Below are 13,780 nucleotides of genomic sequence, written 5' to 3' on the forward strand. Positions count from 1 at the left end.
GTGTTCACATCGGTTTGGGAGCGGCATTGACTTGCTCCGTTGTGAGCGTTTTACTTCGGAAACCCTGCGGATGCCTGCGCGTCACATTCATGGGCAACGCCCCGCTCGCCACATTCCATGGAGACGGATCGATGCGACAGGACCACGGATGACGTACGGGACGACCGGCCAGGTGACGCCGGGGACGGACTCGGATGTCGCCACCGCCGGGACCTGGAGCCGAGATGACTGGTTGGCCCTCGCCGACCGGATGCTCGCCGCCGCCCGACCGTTCGCGTCGCCCGGACACGCCCTCGTCACCTTTCCCGGGCCGCAGGGCGGCTATGGGCGGGCCGTCGACGGACTGGAGGGTTTCGCCCGCACATTTCTGCTGGCTGGTTTCCGCATCGCGGGTGCCGCAGGAGTGGGCGTGGACGAGCTCGTGGACCGGTACACGGCAGGTATCACCGCCGGCACCGACCCGCGCTCTCCAGACCGTTGGGTGCGCTTGGACGAGCACCCCCAGGCGAAGGTGGAGGCGGCCTCCATCGCGCTGGTCCTGGACATGACCCGCCCGTGGATCTGGGATCGGCTGCCGTCCGTGGTGCGCGAGCGGGTGGTGGACTATCTGCGCCCGGCGGTCGGCGACGACACGTACCCACGGATCAACTGGGTCTGGTTCCGGCTGGTCGTACAGACGTTCCTGCGTTCGGTGGGCGGACCGCACTCGCTCGACGAGATGAACGAGGACCTGACCACCCATGACGGCTTCGCCCGGGGGGACGGCTGGATGTCCGACGGGCCGCACCGCGCCTACGACCACTACGTGGGCTGGGCCCTGCACCTCTACCCGACGCTGTGGGCCCGGATGGCCGGCGCCGCGGACCTGGCCGAGCAGCGCCGCGAACGGGACCTGGCCGGCCTCGACCGCTTCCTGAGCGACGCGGTCGCGCTCGTGGGCGCCGACGGATCACCGTTGATCCAGGGGCGGAGCCTGACCTACCGCTTCGCCGCGGCGGCGCCGTTCTGGATCGGCGCGATCGCCGGCGTGCCCTCGGTCAGCCTCGGCCGGTTGCGGGGCGCAGCCACCCGCATCGTGCGTCACTTCGTCGCCAACGGCGCCCTGGACGAACGAGGCCTGCTCACCCTCGGCTGGCACGGGCCGTGGCCGCGACTTGCGCAGTCGTACTCCGGGCCCGGCTCGCCGTACTGGGCGAGCAAGGGCCTGCTCGGCATCGCGCTACCCGTTGACCATCCGGTGTGGACGACTCCCGAGGAGCCGCTGCCGGTGGAGGAACGGGACGCGGTGCGGGCGATACACGCGCCCGGCTGGCTGGTCTCCGGCACCCGTGCGGACGGCATCGTCCGCGTCGTCAACCACGGCACCGACCACGCCGTCGAGGGCGCCACCGTCTCAGATTCCCCGCTCTACGCCCGACTGGGTTACTCCACCGCCACCACCCCGGTCCTCGACGACAGTGGCTGGGCCAGTCCGCTCGACCAGTCCGTCACTCTCGTCGACGACGCGGGCCGGGTCACCCACCGCGCCGGTATGCGCCTGCTGACCGTTCACGTCGACACCGACGGCATGGGCGTGGCCGGGTCACGTGCCCTCGCCCACTGGGTGCACCCGGACCCGGGTCAGCGCGATCACGGCGGCGGTCGCGTGGGACGGTCCCGACCGGCCGGGCACCTCACTGTGTATTCGCTGGTCCGCGGCCCCTGGGAGCTACGTCTGACCCGCGTCGACGGCCTCGCCGACGGCGTCGAGGCGGCTGCGCTGCGGCTACGGATCGGCGGCTGGGCCATCGCCGGGGATGCGACGGCCGACCTCCGCGGCGGTGTAGCGGTCGTGACGGGGGCCGACCTGACCAGCCGGATCGAGAGCGTTCACGGCGGCGGAACGGCCGGCGCCACCGCCGTTCCGCACGGCGGGCCCCTGGCCGGCGGGCTGGTCGTGCCCTGGCTGGACCACCCCGTCCGGCCGGGGGCATGGGCCGCCACCTTCACCGAGCTGGCCAGGGTGCCGGTGGCCACGGTCGGGCAGGCATGCCAGGCCGTGGTCGACGAGGACGGCCACGGCCTCCACCTGGCGGTCGACTGGCCCGACGGGATCAGCACCTCGACCCGTCTGGACACGGAGCATGCCAGGCCACCCCGGCGACCTGGTAGCAGTGCGGGCCCGTCCGGGCCCCTTGACCTGAAGGAGAGAGGATGAAGCGTGCGATACCGGCCGTCATCAGCGCCGCGACGGCCCTGACGCTGGTTCTCGCCGGCTGCGGGGGTGGAGACGAGCCAGTCGACCCCAATGCCCCGGTGACGATCACCCTGGCTGGCTGGAGCCTGTCGTCCACGCCCGAGTTCAAAGCGCTCGCCGACGGCTTCAAGGCGACCCACCCGAAGGTGACGGTGGAGCTCAAGGAGTACGCCCCGGGCAACGACTACGACACCCAGATGATCACGGACCTGGCCGCCGGCACCGCCCCGGACGTCTACGTCATGAAGAACCTCAAGAACTTCTACACGTACCAGAGCGGTGGTCAGCTGCTCGACGTCTCCGACGCCACCTCCGGTCTCGACTCGGTCCCGGCACTGTCGTCGTACCAGGTGGATGGCAAGGCGTACGCGGTGCCGTACCGGCAGGACTCGTGGGTGCTGTTCTACAACAAAGACCTGTTCGCGAAGGCGAAGGTGGCCCCGCCGGACGGCAGCTGGACCTGGGACGACTACACCGACGCGGCGAAGCGGCTCAGCCCTGGACTGAAGGCGGCCGGCTCGAACGCGACCGGCGCGTACCAGCACACCTTCCAGTCGACAGTGCAGGGATTCGCGCTCGCCCAGACCCCCGGCGCGGACCTGCTCTCCGGGGACTTCGGCTACCTGAAGCCGTACTACGAGCGCTCACTGGACCTGCAGGCGGCCGGCGCGCAGCCGAGCTTCGGCACCGCGAAGACCAACAAACTCACCTACCAGGCGCAGTTCGGCAAGCAGCAGTCGGCGATGCTGCTGATGGGCACCTGGTACGTGGCCACGCTGCTCAACCAGCGCAAGAGCGGTGAGGCCGACACGTTCCAGTGGGGGCTCGCCCCGGCGCCGCAGTTCGACAAGTCCACCACCGGCACCTCCGCCACACCGGTCACCTTCGGTGACCCGACCGGCTTGGGGATCAACCCGAAGATCAGCAAGTCGAAGATCGCCGCGGCCAAGGCTTTCCTCCAGTACGCGGCCGGCCCGGACGCCGGAAAGGCGCTGGCCGGGATCGGCATCACCCCGGCCCAGGTCACCGACGCGGTCACCGCGACGCTGTTCGGGCTGGACGGCGTACCGCAGGACGACCTGTCGAAGTTCGCCTACGCCACGCACACCGTCAAGCCGGAGAACCCGGTGTCGAAGCACACCGCCGGCCTGCAGAACCTCCTCAACGAGACGCATTCGGCGATCCTCTCCGACAGCAAGGGCGTCGATGCGGCGCTGAGCGAGGCGCGGACCCGCGCCAAGAACGAGGTTCTCAACCAGTGAGCTGATGGCGGGCCCGGCGCGCCTGAGCCGCACGCCGGTCCCGCCACCATGCCGAACGCTCCCGGAGACTCCCTATGGCAACAGTGCCGAGCACGAGACCCAGGAACCGGCGGCTGGTGTCGCGCAACACGGTCGCCGGCTGGTCGTTCATCCTTCCCAACTTCGTCGGCTTCGCCCTGCTCACCCTGCTACCCGTCGCCGTGCTGTTCTACGTGGCCTTCACCAACTGGAACGTCTTCGGGGTGGCCGAGTGGACCGGCACCGCCAACTTCCGGCGAATGTGGGACGACGCGAGCTTCTGGACCGCACTGCGCAACACCGTCTACTACACCGCCTTCCACATCCCGTTGACCCTCGCGGCAGCACTCGGGCTGGCGCTGCTGCTCAACCGCAAACTGCGCGGCGTACGGTTCTTCCGCACCGTCGCCTTCTTCCCCTACATCACCTCGATCGTGGCGATCGCGATCGTCTGGAACCAGCTCTTCAGCCCGGAGTACGGCCCGATCAACGCTCTTCTCGGCGCCGTCGGGGTGGACAACCCGCCGGGCTGGACCACGTCGTCAACCTGGTCGATGCCGGCAGTCATCATCGTCGGCACCTGGCGGTACATGGGCTACTACATGCTGCTGTTCCTCGCCGGCCTGCAGACCATCCCGACCCAGCTCTACGAGGCGGCCGAGACCGACGGCGCCACACCGTGGCAGCGGTTCGTGCACGTGACCCTCCCCGGGCTGCGACACACCACCTTCTTCGTCACAGTGCTGCTCACCATCGAAAGCTTCAAGGTCTTCGACCTCATCCTCGTGATGACCGGCGGCGGACCTGGCCAATCGACACTTGTGCTCTCGCAGTACATCTACCAGAAGAGCTTCGAGGAGAACCAGTTCGGCTACGCCTCGGCGGTCTCCATCGTCCTGTTCGCCATCTGCTTCAGCATCACGGTCATCCAGTTCATGGTCAACAAGCGGAGGAACAGCTGATGACCGCGACCGACCTCTCCCTGCCCACCCCCGCCGTCGCCACGCCCGACAACCGCAGCGCGCCCGGCCGACCGGTCCGGTCCCGGGGCTGGCGGCTCGTCGGGTACACCGCCCTCGTGCTCGCGGCAGCCGGGCTGCTGCTGCCGTTCTACTGGATGGTGGTGGCGTCGCTGAAAACCAACAACGACGTCTTCACCATCCCGATCACCTGGCTCCCCGATCCCGTGGTGTGGCGAAACTACCTCGACATCTGGCAGCGCTCGGACATGACGACATGGCTGTGGAACACGCTGCTGCTGTCGGTGATCGTCACCCTCCTCCAGGTGGTGACCGGCAGCTTCGCCGCCTACGGCTTCGCCCGGGTCCACTTTCCCGGCCGCAACGCGCTCTTCCTGGCGTACGTCGGCACGATCGCGGTGCCCTGGCAGTCGTACATGATCCCGCAGTTCATCCTCATGTCGAAGTTGCAGTTGTCGAACACCCTGTGGTCGATCGTCGCGATACAGGCGTTCGGAGCGTTCGGCGTGTTCCTGATGAAGCAGTTCTACGAGACGATCCCCGAGGAGCTGAGCGAGTCGGCGCGGGTGGACGGGCTCAGCGAGTTCGGCATCTACCGACGGATCATGCTGCCGCTGTCCCGCCCCGCCCTGGCCAGCCTGGCCCTGCTGACGTTCGTGACCACCTGGAACGACTACCTCGGCCCACTGATCTACCTACGCAGCCCCGACCTACGCACCATCCAGCTGGGATTGAACACCTTCATCTCCCAGTACAACGCCGAGTACGCGCTCATCATGACGGGCTCCGTGCTGTCCGTGCTGCCCGTCGCTGTCATCTTCCTGCTCGGCCAGCGCTACTTCATCGAGGGCATCGCCACGACCGGACTGAAGGGTTGAGGTCCATGCGGTCGCGCCACCACACCATCACCGCCGTCTTCGACGGGTTCTACGTCGCGCTCGTCAGCAACCTGCTGCTCGTGCTCGGTTGCCTGCCACTGGTGACGCTCGCGTTCACCACCGAGGCGGCGCGCTCCTGGCCGCTGTACGCGCTGACCGCCCCGCTCTGCGCGCCCGGGCTGTGTGCGGTGTTCGCTGTCATGTCCGCCTACTCCGCCGGCAACTCCGGCGGGGTGCTGCGCACCTACGGCCGCGCCTGGCGGGCCACCGCCCGGCCGGCGATGCTCTGGACGGCGGCAGCCATGGCCGCACTGGTAGTGCTCGCCGTCGACGCCCGCACCGCGTGGGGCCACCGGATCGGGGCACTCACCCTGCCGATCCTGGCGACCCTGATCGTCCTCACCGCCGCTACCACGCTACTCGGGCTGGTGACCCTCGCCGACCGACCGACCGCGCCACTGCGCAAGGTGGCCCGCGCCTGCGCGTACCTGGCGGTGCGCCGCTGGTACCTCACCGCCGCCTCTCTGCTCGTACTCGTGCTGCTCGCCCAGATCTTGGCGGCCCGCCCCGCGATCGCGCTCGGCCTCGCCGCCGCGCCACTGCTCTACGTCGTGTGGGCCAACAGCCGCTTCACCATGCGCGCCGCCCTCGACCCACCGACGACAGCACCCCAGAGCACCTGAACACCACGTTCCGGCCACCGATCCGGGACGCCGATGAGACCTGCGCGGCACCGGACCGGACACACGAGGGAGAACAGCATCCATGACGGCGAGCGACGTCCGTCCCAGCTCCGACGCAGAAGCCACGGCGGCCGCGGTGGCCGCCGCGGTACGTACCGTCGACGCGAACATCGACACCTTCGGCGACCGGTACCCAGCGGACACCACCGACGCCAACCGCTACCCCCTCCGGCCACCGGGTGCTGGCCAGCCCGAGGGCGCCAACATCGGCTGGACCACCAGCTTCTGGCCGGGCATGCTCTGGCTGGCGCACGACCTGACCGGTGACGATCGCTACCTGCGGGCCGCGACGTCGCACGTGGACAGCTTCGCGGCCCGGATGACCGACGGCATCGACGTGGACACCCATGACCTCGGGTTCCTCTACACCCTCGCCTGCGTCACCCCGGCCCGTCGTACCGGCGACCCGCGGGCCCGAGACGCGGCTCTCGCCGCCGCCGACCACCTGATGACGCGCGTTCTCGAACCCGCCGGAATCATCCAGGCCTGGGGCGACCTGAACGACCCGCGTCAACGCGGCCGCACGATCATCGACAGCCTCATGAACACGCCGCTGCTCTTCTGGGCCAGCCAGACCACCGGCGACGACCGCTACGCCGCCGCGGCCCGCCGGCACACCGCTCAACTGCGCCAGCACATCCTGCGTCCGGACGGCACCACCTTCCACACCTTCTACTGGGACACGGACAGCGGCGCGTCACTGCGCGGGGAAACCGAACAGGGCCACGCCGACCACTCCTGCTGGGCGCGCGGGCAGGCCTGGGGCATCTACGGGTTCAGCCTCAACCACCGGCACATCGGCGACCCCGCGCTGCTCGCCGCCGCGAGGACCTGCGCCGACCACTTCCTCGCGCGCCTGCCCGAGGACCACGTCGCGTACTGGGATCTGGAGTTCGGCGACGGCAGCGGTCAGGAGCGGGACAGCTCGGCCGCGGCCATCGCCGTCTGCGGCCTGGTCGAACTGGCGGACGGTCTCACCGACACGGCCAGCGCCGGCCGGTACCGGACAGCCGCCACCACGATTCTGCGCTCGCTGATCGACCACTACTCCACCGGCGGCCACCCGGTCTCGAACGCGCTGATCCTGCACGGCGTCTACGACAAACCCAAGAACGTCGGCGTCGACGAGGGAACCCTCTGGGGCGACTACTTCTACCTGGAAGCCCTCACCCGCGCCACGATCCCTGGCTGGCTCAGCCCCTGGTAACAGCCAGGACCGAACCACATCGCTCCGCACCCTCCGAAAGGTGACCATGGACTACCGCTACCACTGCTCCATCCCCGCCCTCGACGGCCGGAACACGCTGCCCTTCAACCCCTGCCGGCTGCTGGACTTCACCCTGCTGCGGCTGTCGACCGGCGAGTCCTGGACCGGTGGGTCCGGCGACCGGGAGATCCTGGCCGTCATCCTCGGTGGCACGGCCAGCTTCACCGTCGCCGGCCGCCACTTCCCGCAGGTCGGCGGGCGTCCGGACGTCTTCTCCGGCAAGCCGCACTCCGTCTACCTCCCGGCCGGCTCCGAGGTGACCGTCGAGGCGGTCACCGACGTGGAGATCGCGCTACCCAGTGCACCCAGCGAACTGGCCACCGACCCTTATGTCATCGCGCCGGAGCAGGTCGCGACCGGCCGCTGGGGAGCGGCCAACTTCGGCCGCACCTACCACCAAATCCTCACCGAAATCTCCCAGCCGGACCTGCCCGCCCGCCGTCTCATCGTCGGCGAGACCTACACGCCCTCGGGCAACTGGAGCACCTACCCGCCACACCGGCACAAGGTCGACGACCTGCCAGCCGAGGCCGCACACGAGGAGATGTACTACTACCGCGTCGACCCGGCGGACGGGTTCGGCATCAGCCGGGTCTACACCGACGACGGGTACGAGGAAAACGTCACCATCCGTGATCATGTGATGCAGATGATGCCCGAGGGGTACCACACAGTGGTCAGCGCACCCGGCTTCACCACCTACTTCCTGTGGTTCCTGGCCGGCGCACAACGCACCCAGGGTGCTCGCGAGGACGCCGACCTCGCCTGGGTGGGTCAGACCGTACCGACCCTGCGGAGCCTGGGCCTGTAGTGACGTCGGCGGGACCCATCGCATCGTCGTCGTCGACCCGGAGACGACTGCCGCGAGACGGTCGACGGCGCCCCGGGCACTTGACGAAATCGTCGAGGATGGATGGTCCGGGGCAGGTGCGCCCAGGAACATCGGATCGCGTTCCTGATGGTCAGCGGGAGGGCGCTTTGACGGCACAGATTTCGGCCGTGGTGGCGATCGTTGCCGCGTTGATCTCGTGCGTTCAGTTGTTGGTCGGCCGGTCCGTCTCACGCGGTGGCATCCTGTCCAGCGCGATGATGAACCACTGGTCGGCGGAGAACGTGGCGCTGCGAGACGTGGTCTATGGACTGGAGAACAAGGAATACGCGCAGTGGTCGGAGGAGGAGCGTGCTGCGGCGACTGCTGTGGGCATGCAGATCTCGCAAGTCGGCTTCCTGCTCCGCAATTCCTACGCCGACCGCAGGGCGTTCCTCGACTTCTGGTCCAACTGGTGCGTCCGACTCTTCGTCATCCTGTCGCCGATGATCGCCGACCTGCGCACGCGTCAGAACGCCCCCGATCAGTGGATCTACTTCGAATGGCTGGCGCGGATGGCATACCGACACGAGTTGCGTAGGCAATGGTGGCAACGGCGTGCCTGGGCGTTACTGAAACGACGGACGCGCCAACTTCCCGATCCCGATGTCCTGAGGTCGGCCGGGCACCCCCCGGCCGAGGGCCACCGACGAGAACTTCGCGACTCCACCTGAGGCGGGCGACAGGGGCTGAGCCCGGGGATGTGGGACCCGGGTGCCCACTTCCGCGACGGCTCCGGTCGCGGATCTGACGGGTACGCCCACGGCGCGAGGCGACTCATTCGGTAGCGGACGGACCACCCGTGGCCCTATTGTGCTAGGCAACTAGTGAAATGGGGTGGCGAGGTGATCGAGTTTCACCTGGACGCACGGTCCGGGGTTGCGCCGTACATGCAGCTCATCCGACAGGTACGGCACGCGCTCCGGCTCGGAGTCCTGAACGAAGGCGACAAGCTGCCCACCGTCAAGGAGGTGGTGGCCCGGGTCGCGATCAACCCGAACACGGTGTCGAAGGCGTACCGCGAGCTGGAGTACGAGGGTCTGGTCACCGCCCGGCCAGGACTGGGCACATTCGTCACCCGCACGCTGGTCGGCGACTCGCTGAGCAGGCACGAACCGCTGCGTCAGGACCTGGCGCGCTGGCTGGCCGAGGCGCGGGAGGCGGGCCTGGACGACGAGAGCATCGAAGCGCTCTTCCTCAGCAGCTTTCGGGCTTTTTCGGAGGCCCGAGCATGACTAGCGCCCTGATCACTGAGGGCCTGACCAAGCGGTACGGGCGGCGCTCCGCACTGAAGGACTGCACTCTCAACATTCCGGCCGGCCACGTCGTGGGCCTGGTCGGGCCGAACGGCGCCGGTAAATCCACGCTCCTGCAACTGGCCTGTGGGCTGCTCGATCCGACCGCGGGGCGGATCGAGGTGCTCGGCGCGCGACCGGTCAGCGGGTCGCCGCGGGTCGGGTTCGTCGCGCAGGACACCCCCGTTTATGCCAACCTGACCGTCGCGGACCACCTGCGGATGGGCGCGCACCTCAACCCGTCCTGGGACGGTGCGCTCGCCGAGCGGCGGATCGCCCAGGTCGGCCTGGACCCGGCGCAGAAGGCGGGCAAGCTCTCCGGCGGCCAGCGCGCCCAGCTTGCCCTGACCGTCGCCGCGGCGAAGCGGCCCAATCTGCTGCTGCTCGACGAGCCGGTGGCGGCACTCGACCCGCTCGCCCGGCGCAACTTCCTGCAGGGGCTGATGGAGCTGACCGCCGAGCAGGGCATGAGCATCGTGATGTCCTCGCACCTGGTCGCCGACCTGGAACGAGTCTGCGACTACCTGATCGTGCTGGTCGCGTCTCGGGTGCGGGTGGCCGGCGACGTGGACGACCTCCTCGCCACCCACCACCGCCTGGTCGGGCAGCGGCGCGACACCGCCGACCTGGGCGCCGGGCGGGCCCTGGTCGAGCAGAGCCACACCGACGTGCAGTCGACCCTGGTGGTGCGCAGTACCGCGCCGATCGTCGACCCGTCCTGGCAGGTCGACCGGCTGGACCTGGAGGACATCGTGCTGGCGTACATGAGCGGTGCCACCGGCGACGGGCCGGACCGGGTTCTGGAGGGACAGCGATGATCTGGATGACCTGGCGGCAGTTCCGGACCTCGGCCCTGGCCACCGGCACCCTGTTGCTGCTGCTCCTGGGCGGTCTGGCGCTGACCTGGGCGGAGGTGACCGAGCTGGCCACGCAGACCGGCTACACCGGCTGCCAGGTTGACGCCTGCCGTGCCGCGGGCGAGGCATTCCTCCAGGCGCTGCAACCGGGATGGGCGAGTGAGTTCCACATCGCCGCCATCGGGGCCCTGTACCTGCTGCCCGCCGTGGTGGGCATCTTCTGGGGCGCGCCGCTGGTGGCCCGGGAGTTGGAGTCCGGCACGTACCGCATGGTTTTCAGCCAGTCCGTCAGCCGGGGCCGCTGGCTGCTGGTCAAGCTGGCGGTCGGCGTCGGTGCCGCCGCGTTCGGTGCCGGCCTGCTCAGCCTGGTGCTGACCGAGTGGGCGCAACCGATCGACGGGGCCTCCGCCGACCGGATGAACCCGCTGGTGTTCGCGGCCCGGGGAATTGTGCCGGTCGGCTACGCGACGCTGGCCTTCGTGGTGGGTGTCGCCACCGGGCTGCTGCTGCGGCGGACCCTCGCCGCGATGGCGGTGACCCTGCTGGTGGTGATCAGCCTTCAGATCGCCGCGCCGTTCGTGGTGCGCCCCTGGCTGGCTCAACCGGTCACCACGGTCAGCCCGCTGACGTTCGACGGTGATTACGGGATCTCGATGAGCCCCGACACCGGGCGGATGACGATCCAGGTCCAGCCCGACCGCAGGGGTGACTGGGTCGTGTCGAGTACCACGATCACCCCGACCGGAGCGGAGTTCACTGGCCCGGCCGACATGACCCAGTGCGGTCCGGCGGCGACCGGCGGCCGGGAGACCTGCCAGCGGTGGCTGGGGAAGCAGAACCTGGACGTGAAGGTGAGCTACGTGCCCGGCTCGAAGTTCTGGGCCCTGCAATGGCGGGAGTTCGGCGTGCTGATCGCGTTGACCGTCGTGCTGTCCCTGTTCTCCCTCTGGTGGGTCCGCCGCCGACTGGTCTGACGGCGCAGCCGGCGGGGGCAGACGGAGCGCCTGCCCCCGCCGGTCCGTCGGCAGGCGTTGACCTCTCCGTAACGGAGCGATTGCCACCCCGTTCTCGCAGTGGATCCGGATCAGCCGGCCTGATCGGCTTGGTCCGATGGCGGTTGGCGGCGGATGACCAGCAGGGCGATGTCGTCGGTGGGGTGCTCCTCCGCGGTGGTGGCCATGATGTGGTCGCACAACGCCTCGGCGGGGCCGGACTGGACGGCGTCGGCGAGGCGTTCGATGCCGGTGTCGATCAGTTCGCCGCGGCGTTCGACCAGTCCGTCGGTGTAGAAGACGAGCGCCGCGCCCGGCGGTAGGTCCAGGACGGTGGTGCGGCGATTGGCTAATGGCCGGCCCACGCCGAGTGGCCGGTCCGCCGGGAGGTTGACGAGCTGGGTGGGTTGGCCGGGGACAGCCAGCAGCGGCGGTAGATGGCCTGCGGAGGAGAGGTGCACCCTCGTGCGGTCGGGTGTGATGAGGGCGTAGACGGCGGTGGTGAGGGTGCCCGCCTCGAAGTGGTGGATCTTGCGGTCGAGGGAGGTCAGGGCCGCGGCGGGGGCGTCGGAATCGAGGGCGTAGGCGCGTAGCGCGCTGCGGATGCGTCCCATGACGACAGCGGAGGGCAGCCCGTGGCCGGAGACATCGCCGATGACGGCGCCCAGCCAGCCCGAGGGCAACGTGAACACGTCGTACCAGTCGCCGCCGATGCCCAGGTCGTGGCCGGGCACGTACCGGGCGGCCAAGTCCAGGCCGCGGATGTCGGGTAGCCGGCCTGGTAGCAGGCTGTGTTGCAGGGCCAGCGCTGCCTGCCGGTCGAGGACCTGCGCTCGGGCCTGACTTGCGGCGCTGGCACGATCGGCGACGAGCTGCAACAGCCGCACGTCGTCGGGGCCGAACCGCCGCAGGGCCAGCGAGCCGACGTGCAACACGCCGACGAGGTTGCCGTTGGCGAGCATGGGCACGCCCAGCAGGGCACGTATGCCGGTGGCGAGCAGGATCGGATTGACCACGTCGTCGGGCGTCACGTTGTCGATCGTGACCGGGGCGCGTGTCGCCGCCACCTTGCCGGCGAAGCCGCGTCCGACTCGGATGCGGAACCCGCGGCGCACCTCCTCCTCCAGGCCCTTGGCCGCGGTCGCGACGAGCTCGCCGGTGTGGTCGTCCAGCAGCAGGATGGTGGCGGTATCGACCTTGAGCAGGTCCCGGACCCGTTCAAGTAGCTCGTCGAGTAACTCGGCGATGTTCAGCCCTGACAGGGCGGCATCGGTGATCGCCTCGATACGGCGCAGCCGCTCCTCATTCGTCACCAGCTCGGCATCGGGCACCCAGGCAGCCTAGACGCCGGTACGCCACCGATGCCCGTCAGGAGCGAGATCAACAGTGTCGCGCCCTCGATGTGGGGTACCTTCCCCTGTCCCATCGATGAATGGTCGCCGGCTGAAGCCGTTCCGGGGAGCTATCCTCCCTCGTGCCACCGGCAAGGTCACCGTCTCCACGTTCGACAGGGAGGGGAAGCAGTGGCGAACCCACCGCTCGACCACCGTGCCGCCATCGCCACGCCGCCCTTGTTCTCCACGTCGTTCACCCTCGCCGACCTCACCCGCGTTCGACACGAGGTTGAGGCCGTCAGTCGTCAATGCGGCCTCGATCACGACGAGATTGAGAACTGGGTCATCGCGGTCAACGAACTGATGATCAACGTGACCCGGCACGGGGGCGGCACCGGTGGTCTACGCCTGCTCCTGGACGGTCAGCTCATCTGTGAAGTCACTGACCAGGGGCGGGGCTTCAACGCTGCCCGCTACGTTCCGTGCGCCGAGCGACCGCCCCTGTCCGATACGGGAGGAATGGGGTTATGGATGGTCGGGCAGATGGCCGACTACGTCCTCGTCGACAGCGGGCCCGCAGGCACCACCATCCGCATCGCGGCACGCACCCGCGGCACTCTCGGGCAGCCGCCACCGGCGCGGCCCCGGTGAACCGAGAGAATCGGCTACCCGACCGCGGACATCCGGGCGGGGGACGTGTCGGCACGTGGTCGCGACCCCGGACCACCTGGCTGCCGAGACCACCGCTGGCCGACCTGCCGAACGCGGGGCGGTTCAGCAGTCGAAATAGAGGGCGAACTCGTGCGGGGTCGGGCGTAGCGCCGTGGGCTCGACCTCGTTGGCGCGCTTCCAGTCGATCCACGTGGTGATCAGATCCGGCCCGAAGACGCCGCCGGCAAGCAGATAGTCGTGGTCGTGAGCCAGGGAGTCCAACGCCTGCGCGAGGGAGCCTGGGACCTGCTTGACGTCGCCCCACTCCTCTGGCGGGAGGTCGTAGAGGTCCTTGTCGATCGGCGTGGGTGGTTCGATCTTGCTCTTGATGCCGTCGAG

General features: G+C 69.1%; 13 protein-coding genes and 1 pseudogene. 12 read left to right on the forward strand and 2 right to left on the reverse strand.

Annotated features, from left to right (window positions below):
- Positions 1–148 precede the first annotated feature (148 nt).
- The 11 genes from ABZU74_RS29505 to ABZU74_RS29555 all read left to right on the forward strand — a co-directional run bounded on the left by ABZU74_RS29505 (position 149) and on the right by ABZU74_RS29555 (position 11,378).
- Positions 149–2,197, forward strand: coding sequence for a DUF2264 domain-containing protein (locus ABZU74_RS29505; RefSeq protein WP_355430556.1), 2,049 nt, complete (start codon positions 149–151; stop codon positions 2,195–2,197).
- Entirely contained in the window at positions 2,194–3,498 is a 1,305-nt protein-coding gene (locus ABZU74_RS29510) for an extracellular solute-binding protein (RefSeq protein WP_355430559.1), read from the forward strand. The genes ABZU74_RS29505 and ABZU74_RS29510 overlap by 4 nt, the downstream gene beginning before the upstream one ends.
- 116 nt (positions 3,499–3,614) lie before the next feature.
- On the forward strand, positions 3,615–4,478 hold the full coding sequence (locus ABZU74_RS29515; RefSeq protein ID WP_355430562.1) for a sugar ABC transporter permease: 864 nt from the start codon (positions 3,615–3,617) through the stop codon (positions 4,476–4,478).
- Entirely contained in the window at positions 4,478–5,374 is an 897-nt protein-coding gene (locus ABZU74_RS29520) for a carbohydrate ABC transporter permease (protein ID WP_355430565.1), read from the forward strand. The genes ABZU74_RS29515 and ABZU74_RS29520 overlap by 1 nt, the downstream gene beginning before the upstream one ends.
- Positions 5,375–5,379: 5 nt before the next feature.
- Complete coding sequence (locus tag ABZU74_RS29525) at positions 5,380–6,057, forward strand: hypothetical protein (RefSeq protein WP_355430568.1); 678 nt, start codon at positions 5,380–5,382, stop codon at positions 6,055–6,057.
- Between the two features lie 82 nt (positions 6,058–6,139).
- A complete protein-coding gene (locus ABZU74_RS29530) occupies positions 6,140–7,324 on the forward strand; it encodes a glycoside hydrolase family 88 protein (protein ID WP_355430571.1) in 1,185 nt (394 codons plus the stop codon).
- A gap of 46 nt (positions 7,325–7,370) precedes the next feature.
- A complete protein-coding gene (gene iolB / locus ABZU74_RS29535; protein WP_355430600.1) occupies positions 7,371–8,195 on the forward strand; it encodes a 5-deoxy-glucuronate isomerase in 825 nt (274 codons plus the stop codon).
- Positions 8,196–8,383: 188 nt separating this feature from the next.
- On the forward strand, positions 8,384–8,926 hold the full coding sequence (locus ABZU74_RS29540; protein WP_355430574.1) for a hypothetical protein: 543 nt from the start codon (positions 8,384–8,386) through the stop codon (positions 8,924–8,926).
- A gap of 171 nt (positions 8,927–9,097) precedes the next feature.
- The gene (locus tag ABZU74_RS29545; protein ID WP_355430577.1) at positions 9,098–9,487 is read left to right on the forward strand and encodes a GntR family transcriptional regulator; all 390 of its coding nucleotides are present in this window, start codon (positions 9,098–9,100) and stop codon (positions 9,485–9,487) included.
- Positions 9,484–10,365, forward strand: a complete 882-nt coding sequence (locus tag ABZU74_RS29550) for an ABC transporter ATP-binding protein (RefSeq protein WP_355430580.1) — start codon at positions 9,484–9,486, stop codon at positions 10,363–10,365. Before ABZU74_RS29545 ends, ABZU74_RS29550 begins: the two co-directional genes overlap by 4 nt.
- Positions 10,362–11,378, forward strand: coding sequence for a hypothetical protein (locus tag ABZU74_RS29555; RefSeq protein ID WP_355430583.1), 1,017 nt, complete (start codon positions 10,362–10,364; stop codon positions 11,376–11,378). The genes ABZU74_RS29550 and ABZU74_RS29555 overlap by 4 nt, the downstream gene beginning before the upstream one ends.
- Before the next feature lie 110 nt (positions 11,379–11,488).
- On the opposite strand, the gene ABZU74_RS29560 is transcribed toward ABZU74_RS29555, so the two are convergent.
- Complete coding sequence (locus ABZU74_RS29560) at positions 11,489–12,727, reverse strand: GAF domain-containing SpoIIE family protein phosphatase (RefSeq protein WP_355430586.1); 1,239 nt, start codon at positions 12,725–12,727, stop codon at positions 11,489–11,491.
- A 192-nt stretch (positions 12,728–12,919) separates the two neighbouring features.
- Here ABZU74_RS29560 and ABZU74_RS29565 point away from each other — a divergent pair, with 192 nt between their 5' ends.
- Entirely contained in the window at positions 12,920–13,381 is a 462-nt protein-coding gene (locus tag ABZU74_RS29565) for an ATP-binding protein (RefSeq protein WP_355430589.1), read from the forward strand.
- A 123-nt stretch (positions 13,382–13,504) separates the two neighbouring features.
- On the opposite strand, the pseudogene ABZU74_RS29570 reads toward ABZU74_RS29565, so the two are convergent.
- Positions 13,505–13,780, reverse strand: a pseudogene (locus ABZU74_RS29570) (type I glutamate--ammonia ligase); the annotation flags it as partial.

It is taken from the genome of Micromonospora sp. NPDC005171 (assembly GCF_040608575.1).
Lineage (GTDB): Bacteria > Actinomycetota > Actinomycetes > Mycobacteriales > Micromonosporaceae > Micromonospora.

Excerpts from the sequence above, each read along its gene's own strand:
- ABZU74_RS29505 (WP_355430556.1), top strand. The coding sequence starts at position 149 with ATGACGTACGGGACGACCGGCCAGGTGACGCCGGGGACGGACTCGGAT.
- ABZU74_RS29510 (WP_355430559.1), top strand. The coding sequence starts at position 2,194 with ATGAAGCGTGCGATACCGGCCGTCATCAGCGCCGCGACGGCCCTGACG.
- ABZU74_RS29550 (WP_355430580.1), top strand. The coding sequence starts at position 9,484 with ATGACTAGCGCCCTGATCACTGAGGGCCTGACCAAGCGGTACGGGCGG.
- iolB (WP_355430600.1), top strand. The coding sequence starts at position 7,371 with ATGGACTACCGCTACCACTGCTCCATCCCCGCCCTCGACGGCCGGAAC.
- ABZU74_RS29520 (WP_355430565.1), top strand. The coding sequence starts at position 4,478 with ATGACCGCGACCGACCTCTCCCTGCCCACCCCCGCCGTCGCCACGCCC.
- ABZU74_RS29555 (WP_355430583.1), top strand. The coding sequence starts at position 10,362 with ATGATCTGGATGACCTGGCGGCAGTTCCGGACCTCGGCCCTGGCCACC.
- ABZU74_RS29525 (WP_355430568.1), top strand. The coding sequence starts at position 5,380 with ATGCGGTCGCGCCACCACACCATCACCGCCGTCTTCGACGGGTTCTAC.
- ABZU74_RS29530 (WP_355430571.1), top strand. The coding sequence starts at position 6,140 with ATGACGGCGAGCGACGTCCGTCCCAGCTCCGACGCAGAAGCCACGGCG.